The organism is Streptomyces sp. HUAS 15-9 (assembly GCF_025642155.1).
In the GTDB taxonomy this organism is placed as follows: domain Bacteria; phylum Actinomycetota; class Actinomycetes; order Streptomycetales; family Streptomycetaceae; genus Streptomyces.
This window is the reverse complement of record NZ_CP106798.1, coordinates 7,398,979-7,422,581: the sequence shown is the minus strand read 5'-3', so window position 1 is coordinate 7,422,581 and position 23,603 is coordinate 7,398,979. Positions and strand designations below refer to the sequence as shown.

Sequence of the window (23,603 nt, the reverse complement as noted above, 5' to 3'; positions counted from 1 at the left end):
GGCGACAAGCCCCCACCCCCGTACCGCACCTGTGAGGGAATCATGAACAACCCCGCGCCCGAGCAGCCCGCCGAGCTTGTCGCCCGGCTGCGCGCCACCTTCCGCACCGGCAGGACCAAACCCGTGGCCTGGCGGACCGAGCAGCTGCACCGGATGCGTACCCTGCTCACCGAGCAGGGGGAGAAGTTCACCGCGGCGCTCCACGCCGACTTGGGAAAGAACTCCACCGAGTCGTACCGTACGGAGATCGACTTCGTCATACGCGAGATCGACCACACCCTGGAGCATCTCGACGGGTGGCTGCGCCCCGAACCGGCCCCCGTCCCCGCGTTCATCGGCGAGGCGAGTGCCTGGACGCAGTACGACCCCCTGGGGGTCGTACTGGTCATCGCCCCATGGAACTACCCGGCGCAGCTGCTGCTGGCCCCCGTGGCCGGTGCCCTGGCAGCGGGCAACACGGTGGTCGCCAAGCCCAGCGAACTGGCCCCGGCCACGTCGGCCGCCCTGGCCCGCCTCGTGCCGCAGTACCTCGACACCACGCGGTCGCCGTGGTCGAGGGCGGGGTCCCGGAGACCACCGCCCTGCTCGAGCAGCGCTTCGACCACATCCTCTACACCGGCAACGACGCGGTCGGCCGCATCGTGATGGCCGCGGCCGCCCGTCACCTCACGCCCGTCACCCTCGAACTGGGTGGCAAGTCCCCGGCGTTCGTGGACACGGCCACCGACCTCGACACCGTCGCCGCCCGCCTCGCGGCCGGGAAGTTCCTCAACGCCGGGCAGGCCCGCGTCGCGCCCGACTACGTCCTTACCGACCCCGAGGCCGCACGTGCTCTGGAGGCCGCCCTGCCCAAGGCCATCGAGGGGCTGTACGGGTCCGACCCCTCCGCCTCCCCGGAGTACGGCCGTATCGTCAACGAACGCCACTTCGACCGGCTGGCCGCTCTCCTCGACTCCGGCCGTCAGGTCACCGGCGGCGCGTACGACCGCGAGACGAAGCACATCGCGCCGACCGTCCTGGCCGAGGTGTCACCGGACGCGCCCGTCATGCAGGAGGAGATCTTCGGCCCGATCCTCCCGATCGTCGCAGTGGCCGGGCTCGACGAGGCGATCGACTTCATCAACGACCGCGACAAGCCGCTGGCCCTGTACGCGTTCACCGACTCCGACACCACCCGGGAGCGGCTCGCCGCCGAAACCTCCTCCGGCGGCCTGGGGTTCGGCCTGCCGCTGGCCCATCTCACCATTTCCGACCTGCCGTTCGGGGGCGTCGGAGAAAGCGGCATGGGCAGCTACCACGGCCGCTACTCCATCGAGACTTTCAGCCACCGCAAAGCCGTGCTCGCCAAGCCCCTCAGCTGATCCACTCCCAGCCGTGCGTGAACACGACGGAAAGGGACATTCCCACCATGAGCGCTCTCCCCACCACCAGCCGCGAATGGCACCTGGTCGCCCGCCCGAACGGTGTGCCCCGGCCGCAGGACTTCGCCCTGCGCGAGGTTCCCGTCGCCGAGCCCGGCTCCGGTCAGATCCTCGTACGCAACGTGCACCTGTCGGTCGACCCGTACATGCGCGGCCGGATGAACGACGTGAAGTCCTACGTCCCTCCCTTCCAGCTGAACCAGCCGATGGACGGGGGTGCGGTCGGCGTCTTCGTCGCCGTGGGCGATGATTCCTCCGCCGGCGCCCTCGCCGTCGGTGATCACGTCCTGCACGGGCTCGGCTGGCGGGAGTACGCACTCCTGGACGCGGCAAACGCCGTGAAGGCCGACGCCGGGACCGCTCCCCTGAGCACGTACCTCGGTGTCCTCGGCATGCCCGGACTGACCGCCTACGCGGGCCTGCTGCGTGTGGCGGAGTTCCACGAGGGTGACACTGTCTTCGTCTCCGGCGCGGCCGGTACGGTCGGCAGCGAGGTCGGACAGATCGCCCGGCTCAGGGGTGCCAAGCGGGTCATCGGCAGCGCCGGCTCGGACGAAAAGGTCCGACTGCTCCTCGAGAAGTACGGTTTCGACGCCGCCTTCAACTACAAGAACGGTCCCGTGGCCGAGCAGCTCAGGGCGGCGGCCCCGGACGGCATCGACGTCTACTTCGACAACGTCGGCGGCGACCACCTCCAGGCGGCGATCGGTGCCCTCAACGTGCACGGCCGGGCAGCGCTGTGCGGGGCCATCGCCCAGTACAACGCCACCGAGCCGGCCCCCGGCCCGCGCAACCTCGCGCTCGCCATCGGCAAGCGCCTCACTCTGCGCGGCCTGCTGGTCTCCGACCACAACGACCTGCAACAGCAGTTCGTGCAGGAGGTCGGCGGCTGGATCCGCGAAGGGAGGCTCCACTACGAGGAGACCGTCGTGGAAGGCATCGAGAACAACGTCGAGGCATTCCTCGGCATGCTCCGCGGCGACAACACCGGCAAGATGATCGTCACCCTCCCGGCACAGGCCGCGGTCGGCAACTGACCATCCGGGGGCGGACCGCACGCCGCGGTCCGCACTCCGCTCAGCCCGCTGGGCCCGGCGCTCCTGCTACCGGGCCCAGCTGGGTTGTGCACAGTGTCAAGGGGCACTGCTCGACAGGTCGCATCGACTACGACGCGCAGCCGACCGCTGTCGATCAAAGACACGATCTCGCGCGACGCGGCCCGATCGGGTTCGACGAGCATGAACGCCGCTCGCGCTCCCGCGGCGCGGGCCTGCTCGGCTGTGGAAGGTCTCCTCCAGCGGCAGGATCGAGATCGGTGGGCCGGCGGGGCGCCGGGTACGCAGGGAGCGTTCCCCGTAGGAGCCACCGCCGGTGTCCAGGACGACGTCGATCTCGCCGATGGTCTCTGCCAAGTCCTGCCGGGTGACAACCCTGGGCTGCGCGCGCCGGGCCGCCGCGGAACCGCCGGGTCCCACCTCTGCGGTGGTGGCGTCAGTCGAATGTCCCGCCCTCGCCGGCCAGCCGCATCAGCAACGGCGGGGGCTCCCAACCGTCATCTCCGTGGAACCGCCTGAGTCCGGAGAGGACATGGGCGGCACCCACCGTGTCGGCGTAGAACATCGGCCCGCCGCGGTACCTCGGGAAGCCGTACCCAGCGATGTAGACCACGTCGATGTCGGAGGAGCGCAGGGCTATGCCTTCGTCGAGGATGCGCGCGCCCTCGTCGATGAGGGCGAAGACGAGGCGCTGCACGATCTCGTCCGCCTCGAAGCTACGGAGCTCGGTGCCATGCTCGGCGTGGAACGAAGCCAGCAGGTCGTCGACGTCGGGGCTCGGGATCGCCTCGCGACTGCCGGGCTTGTAGTCGTACCACCCGGCAGCGACCTTCTGCCCGAACCGGCCCATTTCGCACAGGGCATCGGCGATCTCGTCCCGCGGCATGTCGGGGTCTTCCGCGTACCGCCGCTTGCGGATCGCCCATCCGATGTCGTTGCCCGCCAGGTCGGATGTCCGGAACGGACCCATGGCGAAGCCGAAGTTCTCCGCGGCGGAATCGATATCGGCCGGTGTCGCGCCCGCGCGGAGGAGTTCCATCGCAGCATCCCGGTACTTGGCCAGCATCCGGTTGCCGATGAAGCCGTCGCACACCCCGGCCACCACGCCGGTCTTGCCGATCCGCTGTCCCACCGCCATGGCTGTGACCAGCACGTCGTCCGCGGTCTTGGCCCCGCGCACGATCTCCAGCAGTTTCATGACATTCGCGGGGCTGAAGAAGTGCATGCCGAGGACGTCCGCGGGGCGCCCGGTGACCGCGGCGATCGCGTCGATGTCGAGGGTCGAGGTGTTCGACGCGAGAATCGCGCCGGGTTTCGCCACCTCATCGAGTCGGGTGAACACCGAACGCTTGACGTCCATGTCCTCGAAGGCCGCCTCGATGACCAGGTCGCTGTCCGACACGTCCGCATAGTCCAGGGTCGGCGTCAGGAGCGCCATGCGCCGCTCCAGGCCGTCAGACGTCAGTTTCCCCTTGGCCACCTGGCGTTGGTAATTGCCGCGCATGACGCCCAGGCCCCGGTCGAGCGCCTCCTGGCTGCTCTCCACGACGGTCACCGGAATCCCTGCGTCCAGAAAGTTCATCGCGATGCCGCCACCCATCGTTCCGGCACCGATGACCGCCACCGTGTCCACCCTCCGGGCCGACGTCCCGGGCGGGATGTCGGGGACCTTGCGGGCGGCCCGCTCGGCGAAGAACGCATGGCGTAGGGCGGCCGACTGGTCGCCGTTCATCAACTCCAGGAACGTCTTCCGCTCCTCGGCCAGCCCCTCCTCGAACGGTGTGGTCGCCGCTTTCTCGACCAGAGCGAGAGCCGCCGCCGGCGCCAGGAATCCTCGGCTGCGCCGGCCCAGGCGCTCCCGCATCGCGCTCACCGCGCCCGCGTCGCCGGGACCCACACTCAGGTCCCGGACCCGCGGGAGCGGCCGTACCGCGGCCATCTCGGCCGCGAGTTCCAGCGCCGCCGCCATCACGTCGCCGTCCACGACCCGGTCGAAGAGCCGTTGTCCCGGGAGGTCTCCGAGCTCCCGCGCCCTACGCGGTGCACCGCCGCTGATCATGTCCGCCGCCACCGCGGCCCCCACCAGACGTGGCAGCCGCTGGGTGCCGCCGGCGCCGGGGACCAGTCCCAGGTTCACCTCGGGGAGCCCGATCCTGCTCTTCGACGTCGCAACCCGGTAATGGGCGCCCAGTGCGAGCTCCAGTCCGCCGCCGAAACATGTGCCGTCGATCGCGGCCACGACGGGCTTGTCCGCTGCCTCCAGCGCCGCGATGAGGTCGCCGAGCGTCGGCTCCGCGGTGGTCCTGGGCGTCCCGAACTCCGTGATGTCGGCCCCGGCGGAGAAGAATCCCTCGCGGCCGGTGAGCACGACGGCATCGACGTCGCCGGAGTCGAGGGCACGGTGCAGACCCTGCACCGTGCCCTGCCGTGTCGCGTGGCCGAGCCCGTTGACCGGCGGATTGTCGAGGCGGAGGATCGCTGTGCGTCCGATGACGCTGTACTGGGTGGACATGGGTGACACCACTTCCTTGACGAATCGGTGGTCAACGCGGGTCGGGGACAACTGAAGCGGGGGATGGCAGGGACATCTCCCTGTCACCGCGCGCCGTCGGCCGGGACCGGTCGAAGCGCATGAGTCCCTCCTGCGCGACGGCGGCCACCAGACGCCCGCCCGTGTCGAACAGCCTTCCGCGGGTGAGCGCCCGGCCGTGCTCGGCCGACGGGGAGACCTGGTCGTACAGCAGCCACTCGTCGGCGCGGAAGGGACGCAGGAACCACAGCGAATGGTCCAACGACGCACCCTGTACGGCGGTTCGGGGATGTGGCAGCCGCGCGGAGCCCAGCAGCGCCATGTCGCTGAGATAGGTCAGTGCGCAGGCGTGGACGGCACCGTCGTCCGGCAGCGGACGTCCGTACCGGATCCACACCCGCTGGCAGGCCGGTGCCCCCGGGACGTGACTGGTCTCGCCCCTGGGCACCCATCGCATCTCCCAGTCGCGCCACTCCGCGGGCCGCGGCATGCCCCAGCCGTTGATGCGGTCGGACTCCGGGATGTCGTCAGGTGCCGGCACCGCCGGAATGCCCACCTGGTGGGAGAACCCTTCGTCCCCGCGATGGAACGACGCCGTCACCGTGAAGATCGCCTCCCCCGCCTGAACTGCGGTCACCCGGCGGGTGCAGAAGCTGCCGCCGTCGCGTATCCGCTCGACCAGATGGTCGGTCGGCTCCTGCGGACGGCCGGGCCGCAGGAAGTACCCGTGCAGCGAGTGAGCCGAGTACGACCGGTCGAGGGTACGCGCCGCGGCCATCAGCGACTGGGCGGCGATCTGGCCACCGAACGTCCGCGCCCACTCGCTGGGGATCGGGCCGGACCGGAACCGGTCCGGGCCGATCTCGTCGAGGGCCAGGACCTCTGGCAGGCCGGCCATGCTTCGGCTCCTCTCGCTCGTCACGAGGACGTCGCCCCGCGCAGTTCACGGCGCAGGATCTTGCCGCTGGTGGTCTTGGGCAGCTCGTCCCGGATGCTGACGGTCCGAGGGGCCTTGTAGGCGGCCAGGTGCTCGCGGCAGTAGGCGACCAACTCTTCGGGCTCGACGGATCCTCCGGGCCTGAGACTGACAAAAGCCGCCACCGTCTCGCCGCGGTAGGGTTCGGACCACCGACCACGGCCGCTTCGCGCACCGCGGGATGCCGGTAGAGGGCGTCCTCGACCTCGCGAGGCCACACCCACCCCGTCGGTGAGCTCGTCCACCTCCCGGTAGGTCAGCGTGCCACCGAGGTAGGTGATGGCCGGGTCCTGGGGGGCGGTGGCCACCGCGTCGGCCAGCAACTCCAGCGTGGTGTGGTCGGGGACCGGTTCCACCTCCGCCATCCGTTCGGTGTACTGCACCGTCCACGGCCTGTCGTCGAACCAGCTCATCGCGGCCGAACCCGCCTTTCAGGGAAGAGAGTGTGTGGGGGTTTCGCTTGCGGCGCGGTGACCTTCACATGCGGCCGGTCAGCGCGTCCCGGAGATCCCGCCGTCCACGGGGATCACCGTGCCCGTCAGGTATGCGCCCGCGCGGGAGGCGAGGAAGATCGCCGGACTCGCGATGTCCTCAGGGGTGCCGACGCGGCCGAGGGGCACCCGTTCGACCACGGCGTCCCGCAGCTCGCGGTCGTCCAGGACGTGCGCCATCATCTTGGTCGGGAACGGGCCAGGCGCAAGGGCGTTGACTGTGATGTGATCACTCGCCAGCGTGGCGGCCATCTTGCGGGTCAGCATGTGCACCGCCGCCTTGCTCGCGACGTAGGAGAAGTTGTCGGACGCGGAGACGACGAGCCCGTCGATCGACCCGATGTTGATCACTCGCGCGGGGTCCTCCGCGGTGGCGGCCGCCCGCAACTGCGGCAGCAGCCGTTGCGTCTGTGAGAAGACAGCCTTGACGTTGACGTTCAGCACTTTGTCGAAGCCCGAGTCGGGGAACTCGCCGATCGGCGCGCCCCAGGCGGCTCCCGCATTGTTGACCAGGACGTTCAGCCGCGGGGCGACCTCCGCGACCCGCTCGGCCAAGCTCTCGAGGCCCGCGGCCGTGGACAGATCCGCCGGGTGCGCCAGACAGGTTCCGGCGCCGGGGGACGTCAGTGCGGACAACTGAGCTGCCGCCTTCTCGCACGCCTCGGCCTTGCGGGAACTGATGATCACCGTGGCCCCGGCGGCAACAAATCCGTGCGCGATCATCAGCCCGATTCCGCGTGAACCGCCGGTCACGACCACGGTCTTTCCGCTCACATCGAACAGTGCGGCGGGGTTCACGACACCACCCCGATCCGCTCTGCCGCGCCCTTGCCGCCGCCGATGCACGCCTTCCCGATCGGTGTACGCTCCGTCGATACGAGGACTGCTTGCCTCATCACCGCTCCTTTCCTGTATGCGTGAGTGTCAAAGTCCCGTGGGCAGGCGATCGGTTCAGATACCTGCCGTGTCCGCCACGTCGTGGGCCTTCGCCACCAGTGCGTCGATGCGCTCTGCGGTCGGAGTCCCGGACGCGGCCTTGTTCCGCGGTTCATCCATCGCGCGCCGCATGACGCCCTCCGCGATGATCGCGACCTTCCACAGTCCCAGCGTGTGCCAGTAGCCCAGCGCCGTCAGGTCACGTCCCGACGCCGCCAAGTAGGCAGCCACGAGTTCCTCGCGGGTCGGGAAGCCGTCGAGAGCGGTCGCGACGAAGTCACCCGAGGTGTTCTCACCCTTGGCCGGCCAGTAGGCCAGCAGGCTGCCCATGTCCGCCAGTGGATCCCCCAGCGTCGACAGCTCCCAGTCGAGCACCGCGGTCACCTCCCCGCTGTCGTAGGAGGTGATGACGTTGCGCAGATGGAAGTCGCCGTGCGCGAGCGTCAGTTCGCGCTGCTCCGGGACGGCCGCGACGAGGCGCCGGGTGAGGTCCTCCAGAGCGGGCAGCTCGCGGGTCCTGGACCTCTCCCACTGGGCCGACCACCGCTTGAGCTGACGTTGCGCGTACGGCTTGTGGCTGGCCAGGCCGGTCAGCCCGGTCACCTCGAGATCGACCGCGTGTATCTTCGCCAGCGTCCGCGGCAACGACATCCCGATCGCCCGGCGGCGCTCGGGCGTCAACGACCGCGCGATCGACATCCTGTCGACGACCTGGCCGTCCACGAACTCCATGAGCAGCAGCGGGACGTCGGTCACGGCGGGATCGTCTGTCAGCCCGAGCACCCGCGGAGTCGGGACGGCGGTGCCCTCCAGAGCGGTCAGAATCCGCGCCTCACGGGCCACGTCGTGCGCCGACGCCAGCAGGAGACCCAGCGGTGGGCGCCGCAGCACCCACCTGCGGCCGTTCTGGTCCCGTACCAGGTAGGTCAGATTCGACTGGCCGAGCCCGATCCGGTCGAAGGTCAACGGCCCGGCGAAGTCGACGCCGAGGGTCTCGAACCAGCGGCTCACCGCTCCGGCGTCGATTCCGACGATGTCCGCGCTAGACACCGATGCCGGCTCCCCGCCTGAACGGGAGCGCGTCACCGAGCAGCTGCCCGCCGTCGATCACCATCGTCTCACCGGTGATCCAACTCGCCGCGTCCGAGACGAGAAACGCGACCGCCGAGGCGATGTCGGCAGGCTCCCCTATGCGGCCCAGCGCCATCGATGCGGACACGGCCTGCTCGTGCTCCTTCCACAGGGCCTCGGCCAGCTTCGTGCGCACCACACCCGGTGCCACCGCATTGACGCGAACCTTCGGCGAGAGTTCCAGGGCCAGTTGCTTTGTGAGGTGGATCAGTGCGGCCTTCGACGCGTTGTACAACCCGATGTTCGCCTCGGAGGCCATGCCGCCGACCGACGCGGTGTTGACGACCACACCGCCGTGCTCGCCCATCCAGGCCCGCGTGGCCAGCCCCGTCCACAGGACGGGAGCCCACAGGTTCACGTCGAAGGTCTTGGCGAACCTGCCGTGGTCCTGATCGATGACCGGCCCGAAGGCCGGGTTGGTCCCCGCGTTGTTGACGAGGATGTCCAGGCTCCCGAAGCGCTCGAGCGTCAGATCCACACAGTGCCGGGCCGCTTCTTCGTCGACCGCGTGCGCACCGACGCCGACCGCCGTGCCCCCGACCTGGGCCGCGGCGGCGTCAGCCGCCTCCTGGTACCGGGAGGTGAGGACAACGTTTGCGCCGGCGGCGGCGATGGCCTGGGCGATCGCCAGCCCGATCCCGCGCGAGGCGCCCGTGACGACGGCGGTGCGACCCGTGAGATCCAGTCCCGCCATCTCAGCTCACCGCCGCCGTCGCCGTCGCCGCGTCGCGGTACTGCCGCAGTTCCTGTCGGGCGATGGCCCGCTTGTGGACCTCGTCAGGGCCGTCCGCCAGCCGCAGCGTCCGCAGGTGCGCGTACATCATCGCCAACGGGAAGTCCTCGGTCACTCCCGCCGCTCCGTGCACCTGGATCGCGCGGTCGATGATCTTCAACGCGATGTTCGGAGCGGCCACCTTGATGGCCGCGATCTCGGTGCGCGCTTCCTTGTTCCCGACCGTGTCCATCAGATACGCGGCCTTGAGCGTGAGCAGGCGGATCATCTCGATGTCGATCCGCGCTTCCGCGATCCAATCCTGGATGTTGGACCGTTCGGCAACCGGACGACCGAACGTCACCCGCGACTGCGCGCGCCGGCACATCAGCTCCAGCGCCCGCTCGGCCGCGCCGATGGCCCGCATGCAGTGGTGGATACGACCGGGCCCGAGCCGAGCCTGGCTGATCGCGAACCCCTCTCCCTCGCCCTTGAGAACGTCCTTTGCCGGCACCCGTACGTCGGTGAAGTCGATTTCGGCGTGCCCCTCACGGTCCTGGTAGCCGAACACCGGCAGGCCGCGCATCACCGTGATCCCGGGGGCGTCGATCGGGACCACCATCATCGACTGCTGCCGGTGCGGAGCAGCGGTGGGGTCCGTCTTCCCCATGACGATGAGCACCTTGCAGTTGCGGTGCAGGGCGTTGGACGCGAACCATTTGCGGCCGTTGAGCACGTATTCGTCGCCGTCGCGCTCCATCCGCAACTCGATGTTGGTGGCGTCGGAGCTGGCGACACGTGGCTCGGTCATCGCGAAGGCCGAGGCCATGGTTCCGTCGAGCAGGGGCTTGAGGTACTTCTCCTTGTGCTCGTCACTGCCGAACAGCGTGAGCACCTCGATGTTGCCGGTGTCGGGAGCATTGCAGTTGCACGCCTCGGACGCGATGTGGCTGCGCCCCATGATCTCCGCCAACGGCGCGTACTCGAGGTTCGTCAGCCCCGGGCCCCACTCGGGATGCGGGTGGAAGAGGTTCCACAGTCCGCGCTCCCGTGCCTCCGCCTTGAGGTCCTCGATGACCGGCGGGTGGAAGTGCGGGTCACCCGACGCGCGCATCTGCTCGTGGTACACCGCCTCAGCTGGGTAGACATGCGAATCCATGAACTCCAGCAGATCCGCCTGGTACTTCTTGGCGCGGTCCGACATCTCAAACACGGACATGTGAACTCCTGACCGGGAGGGAGGGAAAATTCGGTGGGCGCTTGTCGAGGTGACTGGCCACGCCCTCGACGAGATCGGACCCGCGGAAGGCCTGCAGCATGAGGCCCTCCGCCCGGGTCACGGAACCGGCGTAGGTGCCGTCCGCGTCGTTGTTCAACTGGCCCTTGATGGTGGCCATGGATGCCGGGGAACAGCGCGTCGCCAGATCGGTGGCGTACGAGACAGCGGCATCGACCACACTGCCGGTCGGGACCAGGTGGTCGAGAAGACCGATACGGAAAGCCTCCTCGGCGTCCACCATGCGACTGGACAGCAACAGATCCGTTGCCCGGCTGTGCCCCACCAGCCGGGGCAACAGCCAGGAGATCCCGTACTCGGCGATCAGCCCGCGTTGCGCGAATGCCGTGGTGAACCGCGCCGAGGGCGAGCCGAGGCGAACGTCGCAGTAGAGCGCCTCCACCATGCCCAGGCCGGCGGCCACCCCGTTGATCGCACCGATCAGCGGTTTACGCAGGGTCAGCGGCACATCGCGCGGTCGGCGTCGTGCCCGGTCCGCCTCGGCGACCTCGCCGAGCGCCTGCAGCCGCTGGAGGTCGGCTCCGGCGCAGAATCCGCGTCCCGCGCCGGTGACCACGACGGCGCGTACGTCCGGATCGTCCTCGGCGGCGTCGAGCAGCGTGAAATAGCGGTCCTCGAGTTCGTCGGTCCAGGCGTTGAGCTTGGCCGGCCGGTTGAACGTGAGCACCAGCACCGGCCCGCGGTGTTCGGCGAGGACGAGCTCGCCCGGCGCGCCGGTCATGACTGCGCCAGAAGGGAGCTCTGGTAGCGGCGCATCCCGCGCAGCCACCGGTCGTAGTCCGAGCCCTTCTGCCGGTACATCTCAAGAACGTCTTCATGCGGCAGGATCAGGAAGCGCTCGTACTCGATCGCGGCCAGGACTGCGTCGGCGACCTCGGCCGGCTCCAGGACGTCCCCCGCGGACGTGACGGCTCGCGTCGCGGCTCTTCCCAGAGCGTCCCCCGAACCCTCCCCGGAGGACAGCAGCTTGGTGTTCACCCCCATCGGGCACAGACAGCTGACGCGGACCCCGCGATCGCCGTAGGTGACGCTCAGCCATTCGGCGAAGGCGACGGCCGCGTGTTTGGTGACGGCGTACGTGGCGGAGCCGATCTGGGTGAGCAGCCCGGCCGCCGAGGCGGTACTGACGAAGTAGCCCTCACCGCGCTCGAGCCACCGCGGTACCAGCAGCTTTGCCGCACGGATGTGGGCTCGCAGGTTGACGCCGATCGAGAGGTCCCAGTCCTGCTCGCTCGCGTCGAGGTCGAGCGCCCCGGCGATGCCCGCGTTCGCGAAGTAGAAATCAACCGGACCGAAGGCGCTCTCCGCCAGGGTGACCAACTGCTGTATCTGGGCGGTGTCCGACACGTCGGCGCCGGCGCTGACGGTGCTTCCCGGATGGCCGGCGTTGACTGCCTCCGACACCGCCCGCGCGCTGTCCGCGTCGAGGTCCGCGACGACGACCCGGGCACCCTCGCGAGCGAGCCGTGCGACCAGCGCGCTGCCGATCCCGCCACCGCCTCCGGTGACGATGGCGACTCTTTGTGCAACCTTCACAGCGAACCCTCTCCGTGGCGGGGCGTGCGGTGCCGGGGCACGGCCCTCGCGATGCTGCGGCCGTGGTCCCCGTCCACCTGTATAATTGAATCTGGCGTCAAGTTCAATCACCAGGTGTGCGTCACCCACGGAGAAGGCGCAAGCGATCGCCCCATACGCCGAGAAGGGCTGTCCGGTCCCCGCGAACCGTGGTCAGTCCCAGTCTTCTGTAGGCATGCAGGCCAAGCGGCGTACGGGGCTGCCGCGACGCGCATCGACCATCCCGCCCGTCCGTAGGCACTGCTGCTCGGGGCGTACGCGGTGCCTACAGATATCTGGGACCGGACAAGGGCGAGGGGGGAAGAGAGAAGGTCGGTCAGTGGTGGCCGGGGAACCGCAGGGCGTTCGCCCAGAGCCGGGTGACCGTGGAGACGAGCTCATCGAAGTCCACCGGCGTACCTTCTTCGTGCCGTTCGCCGAGCACGAAGGCGTTGTAGGCCATGACGCTGACCATGCCCGACAGCGCACGGGAGGCCATCATCGGATCGACCTCACGGTCGGCAACGCCCCGCGCCTGTAGGTCGGCGATGCCGCGGGCGTTGCGGCGGATGAACGCATCAGCGCGCCGGCTCCGGAACTCACGGAACTCCGGCTCAACTTGGGCGACCTGCTCAAGCAGTGCCATCAGTTTCGCATTCCGTTTGTATGCCTCGAGATACGCGCGATTGCTCGCCTCGAGTACCGCATATGGGTCGTCGGTGCCCTGCACCCGGCCCATGCCGGGGTGCATCATGTCCTCCTGGGCTTCCAGGAGAACGGCGGCAAGCACCTCTTCCTTGTTGGCGAAGTAGGTGTAGAAGGATCCCGCCGCACACTGAGCCTCTTTGGTGATGTCGGTCAGACGGGTGTCGAGGTAGCCGTCCCGTTCGAACACCTTCCGGGCGCCCTTCACCAAAGCGGCCCGTGTCCGCGCTCCCCGCTTCGTCGTCGGCAGCTCGCGAAGGTGCGAGAGGGGGGCCACCGGCGGTGCCTTCTCGCCGTCGCTCTCCTCAGGTGCGGTGTTGTCCATCTCCGGAAGTGTACTTGAATCCGACGCCAGACTCGTAAATACGCAGACTCGATGCGGCTCTGGCGCACCCCTTTACAAGCGCCGAAGCCGGCTCTTCGCCTCGGCGTACTCACCGGCGAGGCGCTCGACGACCGCTGCCGCGGGAAGTACCGCTCCGATCACGCCGACGCCCTGACCCGCGCCCCAGATGTCCCGCCACGCCTTCGCCCCTTTGACGTCCTGGTTCCCGAAGTCCATGGCGGACGGATCGGAGCCGGGCAGTGCGGCCGGATCGAGCCCCGCGGCCTCGATGCTGCCGCGGAGGTAGTTGCCGTGCACGCCGGTGAACAGGTCGGAGTACACGATGTCCGCAGCTGTGGAGTCCACGATCATCTGCTTGTACTGGTCCTCCGCGCTCGCCTCGTCGGTAGCGATGAACGCCGAACCCACGTAGGCGAGGTCCGCGCCGGCGGCCTGCGCGGCGAGGATCGAGCGGCCGTGAGCGATGGAGCCCGACAGCAGAAGAGGGCCGTCGAACCAGTCGCGAACCTCCTGGACGAGCGCAAAGGGTGATTGAGTGCCGGCGTGCCCACCCGCGCCCGCGGCGACGGCGATCAGGCCGTCCGCGCCCTTCTCCACCGCCTTGCGCGCGAACCGGTTGCTGATGACATCGTGCAGCACGATCCCGCCGTAGGAGTGGACCGCATCGTTGACATCGGCCCGGGCACCGAGAGAGGTGATGATGATCGGCACCTCGAACTCCACGACGGTCGCGAGGTCCTCCTCCAGGCGTGAGTTGGTCTTGTGCACGATGAGATTGACCGCGAACGGCGCGGACGGTGCCTCGGGATGGTCGGCGTCGTGCTTGGCCAACTCCTCCGTTATGTGCTGCAGCCACTCCCGCAGGGCCGACTGGGGCCGCGCGTTCAGCGCGGGGAAGGAACCCACGATGCCGGAGGCCGACTGGGCGATGACCAACTCCGGACTGGACACGATGAACATCGGCGATGCGACCACGGGCAGGCGCAGCCGGTCCCGCAGCATGGGGGGCAGGCTCATGAGCAACTCACCATGCATCTTTCCTCTCTTTCTTCCGCAGCGGGCACATCTCTTCGTTCGACGGATGTTCAGTGCCGGCGGGCGGGTACGTCGCCGACTGCGGGATCGCGGGTCAGCTCCGTACGGTCGATGGACCGCTTGAGGATCTTCCCGGTCGGGCCCTTGGGCAGCGCGTCGACGAACCGGACGATGCGCGGGATCTTGTAGGCGGACAGCCGCTCTCGTGCCCAGCCCGACACCTCGGCGGCACCGAGCTCCGAACCGGGCCGGGCGGCGATGAGCGCGGCGACCTCCTCGCCGTAGTGCTCGTCGGGAACGCCGATCACGGCTGCCTCGACGATGTCCGGATGCTCGTAGAGAACTTCCTCGACCTCACCGGGGTAGACGTTGTAACCGCCGCGGATGATGAGGTCCTTGATCCGGTCGACGATGCGCAGGTCGCCGTCCGTGTCGGTTTCGCCGAGGTCGCCGGTCCGGAACCAGCCGTCGGACGAGATTGCCGCGGCGGTGTCCGCGGGGCGGTTCCAGTAACCGCGCATCACCGTGGGTCCCTTGATGTGGACCTCGCCGACGGTACCCGGAGGGCACTCGTTGCCGTCCTCGTCACGCACCTGAACCTGCAGCCGCGGGACTGCCCTGCCGGTGTACCCGGTCTTGCCGCCGCGGTCGATGTCGTTGAAGGTGCCGAACGCGGTGGTCTCGGTGAGCCCATACCCTTCGAGGATGGTGCAGCCGAAGCGGGCCTCGAAGGCTCGGGCGATCTCCCCGGGCAGTGAGGCGCCGCCGGAGACGGCGACACGGAGCCCCGCGAAGTCCGCCGGGTTCGCATCACCCGCCGCGTGCAGCATCGCGTTCCACATGGTCGGCACGCCGGCCATGATGGTGAGCCGGTCGCGGCGCAGCATGTCCAGCATCGACGCCGGGTCGAATCGGGCCAGCAAGGACATCGAGCCGCCCGCGGTCAGGGTCGCCATCATGACCGACGCCTGGCCGAACACGTGGAACAGCGGGAGTCCGGTGCCGGTACGGTCGGCGCTGGAGGCGCGGCTGCACTCGGCGCCGATCTCCCCGGCGGACAGCAGGTTCCCGACGGTGAGTTGGGCCCCCTTCGGCCGTCCCGTGGTGCCCGAGGTGTACAGGATGGCCGCGGTCTCGTCGCGGTCCCGGTCGACGACGTCGGCAGGGGTTGCACCGGTGACCGACGCGCCCGGGGACAGCGTCCAGAAGGGCACCTTGAGTGCCGCTGCCGCCTCCGCGACGGCGGGGCCGAGGGCGTGCCATGCGATCGCCAATGAGCACCCGGCGTCGCCGAGGACGTACTCCACCTCGGCCCGGGTGACCATCGTGTTGACCGGCACCACGACACAGCCCGCGGCCTGGATCCCGAGGTAGGCCACCACGAACTCGGGCACCGACGGCGCCGCGAGCAGCACCCGGTCCCCGGGGGACAGACCCGCGGCGGCCAAGGCGCCCGCGTACCGTACGCTCGCGTCACTCAGCTGACGGTAGGTCCACTGATCCGCGCCGCCGCGCAGCGCGATGTTGTCAGGAGTTGCAGCCGCGTGGCGGCGGACCGGGTCGAGAACACTGGCCATGAGCGGTGCCTTCCGGGGGGGTGAGCAGGTGATGCGGTGCGGATCCCACATGACCGGTCTCCTTGCGACCGGTCGGTCGATCGGTCAGGCGGTGATCCCGAAGCGTTCGGCGAGTTGGCGGCGGGTGTCGGCGGCACTGGTGTGCAGTACGCCCCCGATTCCGATCCGCGCCGCTCCGTCGAGGTTCTGCTGCAGATCGTCGATCATGACTGCCTCCTCGGGGTCGATACCGAGGCGTTCACAGGCGATCGCGTAGATCCGCCGGGATGGCTTGCGGATCCCCACCTCGGCGGAGATGACGACCACGTCGGCAACGGCGGCGAGGTCGACGCCGTCGTAGGCTCCGGTACCGAACGAGTTGGACACCAGCGCAACCGGACGGCCGGCGGCCCGAAGATCACCGAGCAGCGCGAGCATGTCCTGGTCGATCGACATTCCCGCTTGCATCCGGGCCGTGAGCCCCTCGGCCGGTACGTCGGCGCCGTGGACGCGGAGGCGTTCGGCGAATCCCCGCTCGAAGGCTTCGGTGTCGATACGGCCGCACTCGTGGTCGGCCAGGAGAGTGCGTGATGGCGAGTCCCGGGCGAGGAGGTCCAGCGGCCGGTGCGGGTCACCGCCGAGCGAGGCGCCGAAGTCGGTGAAAGCCTGCAGCACACTGGACGTGATGACCCCACCGAAGTCCACGAGGACCGAAGTTCGGACCTTTTCCGTCCCGCTCGACACCTCAGGCAACCTCGAACAGTCCGGCTGCGCCCATTCCGCCGCCGACGCACATCGAGATCACCACATACCGGACGCCTCGGCGCTTGCCCTCAATAAGGGCATGCCCCACCAGCCGGGCACCGGTCATTCCGTAGGGATGACCGACCGAGATCCCGCCGCCATTGACGTTGAACCGCTCCGGGTCGATGTGCAGTTCGTCACGGCAGTACAACGCCTGGGAAGCGAACGCCTCGTTGAGTTCCCACAGCCCGATGTCGTCGACGGCGAGGTCGTGCTGCTTCAGCAGTTTCGGAATGGCGAACACCGGACCGATGCCCATCTCGTCCGGCCCGCAACCGGCAACGGTCATACCCCGGTAGACGCCCAGCGGCTCCAGTCCGCGGCGCTCGGCCTCCTTCGACTCCATCAACACCGACGCCGAAGCCCCGTCCGACAACTGCGAGGAGTTTCCCGCCGTGACGCTGGAGTGCGCGGTCACCTGACCGTCGGGGAGCACCGGCGCCAGCCCGGCCAGGCCCTCCAGTGTGGTCGACGGGCGGTTGCCCTCGTCCCTGGTCAGGGTGACCTCCTCGTCCCGCACCTCCCCGGACTGCTTGTCGAGAACCTTCTTGACGCTGGTGAGTGCGACGATCTCCCGGTCGAACCGGCCGGCCTCCTGCGCCGCCGCGGTGCGCTGCTGTGACAGCAGCGCGAACTCGTCCTGGCGTTCCCGGCTCACGCCGTAGCGTTCGGCGACGATCTCCGCCGTCTGCAACATCGGCATGTAGATGCTCGGCTTGTGCTCGACCAGCCAGGGATCGGCCGCACGGTGGGTGTTCATGTGGTCGTTCTGCACCAAGGAGATCGACTCGACACCGCCGCCGACAGCGACCTGCATGCCATCGGTGACAATCTGCTTGGCGGCCGTCGCGATGGCCATCAGGCCCGACGAGCACTGCCGGTCGATCGTCATTCCCGACACGGTGTCCGGAAGTCCGGCACGGAGAACGGCCTGGCGCGCGACGTTGAAACCGGCGGAGCCCTGCTGCGCGGCGCAGCCGAAGATCACATCCTCGACCTCGGCTCCCTCGATCCCGGCGCGCCGCACCGCGTGCGAAAGGGCATGGGCGGCGAGTTCCTGCGCCTGGGTGTCGTTGAAGGCGCCGCGATAGGCCTTTCCGATCGGCGTCCGTGCCGTCGAAACGATGACTGCTTCCCTCATGTCGCCTCACTGTTTCCTGTTGGTCCGGTTCGCCCCGGAGCATGGGGGCCGGAGTTCCGAGCTCCGTGAGCCGGGCTCGATCGCTGATAGGCGGGCCGAACGCCAACTTCGGTGCGGCGGGCTCATTGACCGTCTCCCTCGGTGACCGATGGCATGAGCCATGGCCGCAGGGTGACGAGGGTCGGCCTCCCGATCGGTTATAGTTGAATCCGGCGTCATGTTCAACCAAGTCCTTGACGATCAGGAAAGCGGGGATGCGCACATGCTCGCGGTCTTGACAGCCCGCCCCTCCCTGAAGAGGACCGACCAGTCGGTATGAGGGGTGGATCGTGACGGAACTGAGCATCTCCACCGGCGTGGGCGTGTTCGACGCGATCGTGGCGGGCCCGCCCGAGGGCCGCCCGGTGCTACTGCTGCACGGCTTCCCGCAGACGGGGCTGGTGTGGCAACGGCAGATCGCGGCACTGGCCGCGCACGGCTACCGGGTGGTGGCACCGAACCAACGTGGGTACTCCCCCGGCGCCCGCCCCCAGCGGCCCGAGGACTATCGCATCGGCCTTCTCGTCGACGACGTGGTCGCGATCACCGAGGAACTGGGCTGGGCGGCGTTCGACCTGGTCGGCCACGACTGGGGAGGCGCAGTGGCGTGGTGGACGGCTCACGCCCACCCCGGCCGCGTACGCACCCTGACGGTTGTCTCGACCCCGCACCCCGGCGCTCTGGCCACCAGCCTGCGCACCGACCAGGATCAGCGCCAACGCTCGCGCTACATGATCGACTGGCGTGAAACACCCGCGACCGAAGAACGCATGCTCGCCCACGACGCCCAGGAGCTTCGCGCGTTCTACGCCGGAAAGGTCCCGCAAGACAGTGCCGAGGCCTACGTACGGCACCTGTCCCAGCCGGGCGCTCTCACCGCGGCGCTGAACTGGTACCGGGCGGGCCGCCCCGACGGCGCGATCGGCGTCATCGACGTGCCCACGCTGTACGTCTGGAGCACGGAGGACAGCGCGTTCGGCCCGGCGGCCGCACAGCAGACGGGGCAGTGGGTCAACGGGCCGTACCGGTTCGAGACGCTCCAGGGCGTCAGCCACTGGGTCCCCGAGGAGGCACCCGATGCGCTGAGCCGCCTGCTGCTCGAACACCTGCGAGCGCATGGCGAGCACTGAAACCCGCAGAGCCCCCAGCGAATACCCCGTTCGTCCACTCTCCGTAGAGGTGACCCCATGAAGTCAGCGCGCGCGGCCTGGCGCCGCCTCGAGCCCGTACACGCGATGATCTACTTCGTCCCCGAGGCAAGGCGACGGTACGCGGACCTCGGACTGAGCGGACACGCCGGGTACTTCACCTCCCGGAGCGCCGTCTTCGGCCGAGCATCCGCCGAGCTGGTCATCTCGACCTTCTACAACTTCAACCCTGCCTTCGTACGCCAGGCGGTCGACGGTGCCTGGGACGCCACGACGCCGCAGCAGGTGCTGGACGCGCGGTACGCCGCTGCGGGCGAAGCCCTGCGGCGGGCGGGAATCCACGAACTGTCCGCCCTGGACGAGGTCCTGGCGCTGACCCACCGGGCCGCCGAGGCGGCCTTCGAACACGCGCAGGGCCGGCCGCTGTTCGCCGCCCATGCCGCACTGCCCTGGCCCAAGGAGCCGGTACTGCAGTTGTGGCACGCCCAGACGCTGCTCCGGGAGTTCCGCGGAGACGGCCATGTCGCGTGCCTGCTGAGCGAGGGCGTCGGAGGCTTGGAGGCACTGATTCTGCACGCCGCCACCGGTGAGATTCCCGTCGACTTCCTCAAGGCGAGCCGCGCATGGCCCGAGGAGGAGTGGGCCGACGCCCAGGAGCGCTTGCGCAAGCGAGGCCTCCTCGACGGCGACTCTCTCAGCCCGGAAGGCGTACTCCTGCGCCGGCACATCGAGGACCGCACCGACCACCTGGCCCTCCCCGCCTACGCCGCCCTGGGTGACGCCGACTGCGAACGCCTCGCCGAACTCGCGAGCCCCTTCGGCCACGCCGTCGTCGAAGCCGGCCTCCTCAAGATCGGCTGACCGAGTCCTTCACACCCCATCCGCTTCGCCTACCCGCTCCCCGTGACCGTGCACTGCCGGCTCTTCGGCGTACCGCGCGAGGACGATCTCGGCGCGGGGCTGTCGTCAGAGGAGGTCGAACGGCGGCTGGTTGCCGGTGCTGTGGCACCAGTTGCGCTTACCGTTGCACTGAGTCCGAGCCGGGCGGTGACATTGCAAGCGACTGACACACCATCAGGTACAGCGTCAGTCGAGCGTCAAGACAACGCGTCGGGGGTTCTCCACTGCCGTGTGGGGATCGTAAAGTCATCGCTGCAGGTAGGGGCCCGCGTGAGGGGCGCTCGGTGGTCGTGGGAATGCTGCGCGGGTGAACATCTCGCTGCTGTATCGGGCCACTCGTGCGCTGCTGGCCGTGCCAGCTGTGCTGCTACACCGGGACAGCGCCAAAGACGCCGAACTGCTGGTGCTGCGGCACGAAAACGCGGTGCTGCGACGACAGCTCAATAGTCCGGTCCGTTACGAGCCTTTGGACCGGTTCTGGCTGGCCGCGTTGTCGTCGCTGATTCCGCGTCACCACTGGTGCAGCGTCTTTCCGGTCACGCCGGGGACGCTGCTGGCCTGGCACCGAAGGCTGATCGCTGGCCGGTGGGACTACTCCCACCGACGCGGGCGCACCGGCCGCCCGCCCACAGCGGCCGAACTCAAGAAGCTCGTCCTGCGCCTGGCCCGGGAGAACCCGCGGTGGGGGCATCGCAGGATACAGGGCGAGCTGGCCCGGCTTGGGCACCCGATCGCACCGTCTACGGTCTGGGGAATCCTGCACGCGGCCGGCGTTGACCCGGCGCCGCGCCATACCGGTCCGAGTTGGCGCGACTTCCTCACTGCGCAGGCTGAGGGGATCATCGCGGCGGACTTCTTCCACGTTGACACTGACCGGCAGGCGCTTGTACGCCCTGGCGTTCCTTGAGCACGGCACCCGCAGGCTCCACATCACCGGCGTCACCACCCATCCCACCGCGCAGTGGGCCACTCAGCAGGCCCGCAACATCGCCGCCGACCTCGGCAGCCGTGTCGAGGCTCTGCACGTAGTCCGTGACCGCGACAGCAAGTACACCGAGTCGTTCGATGCCGTCTTCGCAGCCGAGGACATGCAGGTGTTGCTCAGCGCGCCGCGGGCGCCTCGGATGAACGCGCACTGCGAGCGCGTGATCGGCACGATCCGCCGCGAAGTCCTCGACCACGTTCTGATCATGAACGAGGCCCACGCCAGTCAGGTCCTCACCGAGTACCGGGACCACTACAACAGGCACCGGCCGCATCGATCCCGCGACCAACTACCGCCTGAAACCGAAGAACAGCCAGCAGCCTCGAAACAGTTCGAGCCCCGGCGGGTTCTGCGAACCAGAGTCCTCGGCGGAGTCGTCAACGAGTACCGCTACACGGCTTGACCTGCAGCGATGACTTTACGAGCCCCACAGGCTCACTGCCACCATCGAAGCGCTCACCCACGCAAGCGCCGCAGCAAGCACCGCAGAGACTCCCACACCGGAGCAGGCCCAAGCACGCCAAGCGATCAAGGACTGCGCGCGACGACTCGCCCGCTACCAGGCAGCCCTCGAAGCCGGAGCCGACCCAGCCGTCGTCACCCAGTGGATCAACGAGGCGCAGAGAGACAAGGCGGCGGCACGGAAGAAACTCGACGCGCTCCCCACCCTCACTCGGAAGAAGGAACACCCACTCGATGCGCAGCAGATCCGCGAGATGACTGAGAGTCTTGGGGATATTGCACAGCGCATCCACACAGCCGCCGCTGACAAGAAAGGCGCACTCTACGAAACACTGGGCATCACCGTCAGCTACGAAAACGCAACAAGGACCGCGACCGTCAGGTCGAGGCCCTCGTCACCGTATCGTCAGCGGTTGTGTCCGAGGGGGGACTTGAACCCCCACGCCCGATAAAGGGCACTAGCACCTCAAGCTAGCGCGTCTGCCATTCCGCCACCCGGACCAGGTGTCTGTCGCCTGGCCGGGGTTGTTCCCCGCGGCGACACGGACAACAATACCAAGGTTTCGGAGTGCCTTTCACCTGCATATCCGCCGGTGAGCCAGGTCACCGGAGGTGGCGGGGTGGCTACCGCGACGGCATCAGGATCCGGAGGGCACGGATGAGTGTCTCAGGCGGCAGTCCCGGTCCGTGGCCGACCAGATCATCATCCCGGTGGCGCCCGTCCATGACCGGCGCCACCGGGTCCGGGGTCACGGCATGAGCTGGTAGTCCGGGAAGTTGCCGGGCAGCCGCTCCCCCGTCGGGCCCTGGGTCACCGCGCGTACCAGGAGCTCGCCGCCGACGAAGGCGCCGCGCCAGGAGGCGCCGAAGCCGCCGAACAGCTCGTCGCGGTCGCCGCGGGAGCGGGGCTTTCCGTGGCCGACCTTGAACGCGCGGATCTGCGGTGCCAGCCGGTCGTAGGCGGCCCGGTCGTCGGTGGAGAGGGTGGCGACCAGAGCGCCGTTGGACGCGTTCATCGCCGCGAGCAGCTCCGCCTCCGTGTCGACCAGGACGATCGTGTCGACCGGGCCGAACGGCTCCGCGTGGTGCAGCGGGGAGGAAGGGGGCGGGCCCAGCAGCGTGATCGGCTGGACGTACGCCGAGGTGTCCTGGCCGGGCAGGAAGCGGGCGTCGGACAGGCTGCCCCGGTGCAGCGGGACGGCACCGCGGTCGATGGCCTCGGCGACCTGGGCCCGCAGCTCCGTGGCCTTGGCCGCGTTGATCACCGGTCCGAAGTCCAGCTCGGGCGGAAGGTCGTCCGGGTGCCCGACGGCCAGCGGGTGGCCGACCTTGATCCCGCGCACCGCGGGCAGGTAGGCCGCCAGGAACTCGTCGAACTGCGTGCGCTGGACGACGAAGCGCGGGTACGCCGTGCAGCGCTGCTTGCCGTAGTCGAAGAGCTTGGGGATGACGGCCGTGAGCGCATCCCAGTCGGAGAAGTTCCAGATGCCCCAGGTGTTGAGCCCCTCCTGTTCAAGCACGTGCCGCTTGCCGAGGTCGGCCACGGCGGTGGCCACCGCGGCGCCGGTGTCGCGGCCGCCGACGAAGGAGACACAGCCGATCTCGGGCGCGCGCACCAGCGCCTCCGAGAGCTCGCCGCCGCTGCCGCTGACCAGGGTGACCGGGATGCCCTCACGGGCGATGAGCGCCGAGGCCAGGGTGAGACAGGCGACGCCACCGTCGGTCGGCGTCTTGGCGATGACCGCGTTGCCCGCGAGCGCCTGCACCAGCATGGCGTGCGCGAGCACGCTCATCGGGTAGTTCCAGCTCGCGATGTTGGACACCGGCCCGTCCAGCGGGGCCCGGCCGGCGACCATCGGCTCGATGCCGTCGACGTACCAGCGCACGCCGTCGATCGCCCGGTCGACGTCGGCCTGGGCGAGCCGCCAGGGCTTGCCGATCTCCCAGACGAGCAGCAGCGCGAGCAGTTCGCGGTGCTCGGTCAGCGCGTCGAGAGCGGCCGCGACCCGGGCCCGGCGCTCCTCCAGCGGCACATGCCGCCAGGCGCGGTGCTGGTCCAGCGAGGCCCGTACGGCCTGCTGGGCGGTGGTCCGGTCCAGCCGCGGCGCGCCCGCGATGGGGCTGCCGTCGACCGGGGTGGTCGCGGGCAGCGCCCGGCCGTCCGGCTGCCAGGCGGCACCGTAGAGGTTGAGGACGCGGTCGTCCCGGAAGGCCTCGGGGGCGACGGCCAGGCAGCGCCGCCAGGCGTCGCTCCAGGAGGTGCCGGGCTTCAGCGCGAGGGTGGGGCGGGTGGTGGTGAGCGTGGGTGCCATTCGTCTGCTCCGCTCTCGGGGCGGCGATCGGGGCGGGGTGTGGCAAGGGTCGTCCCCGGCGCCTGAG

17 protein-coding genes, 1 tRNA gene and 3 pseudogenes are annotated in these 23,603 nt (G+C 69.2%); 5 read left to right on the top strand and 16 right to left on the bottom strand.

Going from position 1 to position 23,603, the window contains the following annotated elements; all coding sequences use genetic code 11:
- Nucleotides 1-42 precede the first annotated feature (42 nt).
- Together N8I87_RS33895 and N8I87_RS33890 are read left to right on the top strand one after the other, a co-directional pair.
- A pseudogene (locus N8I87_RS33895) lies at nucleotides 43-1,361 on the top strand (aldehyde dehydrogenase family protein).
- Between the two features lie 47 nt (nucleotides 1,362-1,408).
- Nucleotides 1,409-2,458: an NADP-dependent oxidoreductase gene (locus N8I87_RS33890; protein ID WP_263214527.1), complete on the top strand. Its 1,050-nt coding sequence runs from the start codon at nucleotides 1,409-1,411 to the stop codon at nucleotides 2,456-2,458.
- A gap of 454 nt (nucleotides 2,459-2,912) precedes the next feature.
- On the opposite strand, the gene N8I87_RS33885 is transcribed toward N8I87_RS33890, so the two are convergent.
- The 14 genes and pseudogenes from N8I87_RS33885 to N8I87_RS33820 form a co-directional block, all read right to left on the bottom strand.
- On the bottom strand, nucleotides 2,913-4,988 hold the full coding sequence (locus N8I87_RS33885; protein ID WP_263214526.1) for a 3-hydroxyacyl-CoA dehydrogenase NAD-binding domain-containing protein: 2,076 nt from the start codon (nucleotides 4,986-4,988) through the stop codon (nucleotides 2,913-2,915).
- 31 nt (nucleotides 4,989-5,019) lie between these two features.
- Nucleotides 5,020-5,904: an acyl-CoA thioesterase gene (locus N8I87_RS33880; RefSeq protein WP_263214525.1), complete on the bottom strand. Its 885-nt coding sequence runs from the start codon at nucleotides 5,902-5,904 to the stop codon at nucleotides 5,020-5,022.
- A 20-nt stretch (nucleotides 5,905-5,924) separates the two neighbouring features.
- A pseudogene (locus N8I87_RS33875) lies at nucleotides 5,925-6,202 on the bottom strand (AMP-binding enzyme); the annotation flags it as partial.
- A 271-nt stretch (nucleotides 6,203-6,473) separates the two neighbouring features.
- Entirely contained in the window at nucleotides 6,474-7,271 is a 798-nt protein-coding gene (locus N8I87_RS33870; RefSeq protein WP_263214524.1) for an SDR family oxidoreductase, read from the bottom strand.
- 153 nt (nucleotides 7,272-7,424) lie between these two features.
- Nucleotides 7,425-8,459 carry a phosphotransferase family protein gene (locus N8I87_RS33865; RefSeq protein WP_263214523.1) on the bottom strand — a complete coding sequence of 345 codons (1,035 nt, stop codon included), beginning with the start codon at nucleotides 8,457-8,459 and terminating at the stop codon, nucleotides 7,425-7,427.
- Nucleotides 8,452-9,234, bottom strand: a complete 783-nt coding sequence (locus N8I87_RS33860; protein ID WP_263214521.1) for an SDR family oxidoreductase — start codon at nucleotides 9,232-9,234, stop codon at nucleotides 8,452-8,454. Before N8I87_RS33860 ends, N8I87_RS33865 begins: the two co-directional genes overlap by 8 nt.
- Before the next feature lies 1 nt (nucleotide 9,235).
- A complete protein-coding gene (locus tag N8I87_RS33855) occupies nucleotides 9,236-10,471 on the bottom strand; it encodes an acyl-CoA dehydrogenase family protein (protein WP_263214519.1) in 1,236 nt (411 codons plus the stop codon).
- Nucleotides 10,458-11,270, bottom strand: a complete 813-nt coding sequence (locus N8I87_RS33850) for an enoyl-CoA hydratase-related protein (protein WP_263214518.1) — start codon at nucleotides 11,268-11,270, stop codon at nucleotides 10,458-10,460. The genes N8I87_RS33855 and N8I87_RS33850 overlap by 14 nt, the downstream gene beginning before the upstream one ends.
- A complete protein-coding gene (locus N8I87_RS33845; protein WP_263214517.1) occupies nucleotides 11,267-12,085 on the bottom strand; it encodes an SDR family oxidoreductase in 819 nt (272 codons plus the stop codon). Before N8I87_RS33845 ends, N8I87_RS33850 begins: the two co-directional genes overlap by 4 nt.
- Before the next feature lie 355 nt (nucleotides 12,086-12,440).
- Nucleotides 12,441-13,133: a TetR/AcrR family transcriptional regulator gene (locus N8I87_RS33840; protein WP_263214515.1), complete on the bottom strand. Its 693-nt coding sequence runs from the start codon at nucleotides 13,131-13,133 to the stop codon at nucleotides 12,441-12,443.
- A gap of 72 nt (nucleotides 13,134-13,205) precedes the next feature.
- Nucleotides 13,206-14,171, bottom strand: a complete 966-nt coding sequence (locus N8I87_RS33835) for an NAD(P)H-dependent flavin oxidoreductase (RefSeq protein ID WP_263214513.1) — start codon at nucleotides 14,169-14,171, stop codon at nucleotides 13,206-13,208.
- A 68-nt stretch (nucleotides 14,172-14,239) separates the two neighbouring features.
- Nucleotides 14,240-15,766: an AMP-binding protein gene (locus N8I87_RS33830; protein ID WP_263214512.1), complete on the bottom strand. Its 1,527-nt coding sequence runs from the start codon at nucleotides 15,764-15,766 to the stop codon at nucleotides 14,240-14,242.
- 84 nt (nucleotides 15,767-15,850) lie between these two features.
- On the bottom strand, nucleotides 15,851-16,450 hold the full coding sequence (locus N8I87_RS33825; RefSeq protein WP_411577398.1) for an HAD family hydrolase: 600 nt from the start codon (nucleotides 16,448-16,450) through the stop codon (nucleotides 15,851-15,853).
- Between the two features lie 40 nt (nucleotides 16,451-16,490).
- Nucleotides 16,491-17,690: an acetyl-CoA C-acyltransferase gene (locus tag N8I87_RS33820; RefSeq protein ID WP_263214509.1), complete on the bottom strand. Its 1,200-nt coding sequence runs from the start codon at nucleotides 17,688-17,690 to the stop codon at nucleotides 16,491-16,493.
- A 326-nt stretch (nucleotides 17,691-18,016) separates the two neighbouring features.
- Between N8I87_RS33820 and N8I87_RS33815 the strand changes: the two genes are divergently transcribed.
- The 3 genes and pseudogenes from N8I87_RS33815 (at nucleotide 18,017) to N8I87_RS33805 (ending at nucleotide 21,165) form a co-directional block, all read left to right on the top strand.
- Nucleotides 18,017-18,859: an alpha/beta fold hydrolase gene (locus tag N8I87_RS33815; RefSeq protein ID WP_411577397.1), complete on the top strand. Its 843-nt coding sequence runs from the start codon at nucleotides 18,017-18,019 to the stop codon at nucleotides 18,857-18,859.
- Nucleotides 18,860-18,916: 57 nt separating this feature from the next.
- The gene (locus N8I87_RS33810; RefSeq protein WP_263214508.1) at nucleotides 18,917-19,738 is read left to right on the top strand and encodes an SCO6745 family protein; all 822 of its coding nucleotides are present in this window, start codon (nucleotides 18,917-18,919) and stop codon (nucleotides 19,736-19,738) included.
- A gap of 346 nt (nucleotides 19,739-20,084) precedes the next feature.
- Nucleotides 20,085-21,165 (top strand): annotated as a pseudogene (locus N8I87_RS33805) (integrase core domain-containing protein).
- A gap of 475 nt (nucleotides 21,166-21,640) precedes the next feature.
- Here the strand turns inward: N8I87_RS33805 and N8I87_RS33800 are convergent.
- Together N8I87_RS33800 and N8I87_RS33795 are read right to left on the bottom strand one after the other, a co-directional pair.
- A tRNA-Leu gene (locus N8I87_RS33800) sits at nucleotides 21,641-21,725 on the bottom strand.
- Nucleotides 21,726-21,973: 248 nt separating this feature from the next.
- Nucleotides 21,974-23,536 (bottom strand): aldehyde dehydrogenase family protein, encoded by a 1,563-nt coding sequence (locus N8I87_RS33795; RefSeq protein ID WP_263214507.1) that lies wholly within the window; start codon nucleotides 23,534-23,536, stop codon nucleotides 21,974-21,976.
- Nucleotides 23,537-23,603: the final 67 nt, after the last annotated feature.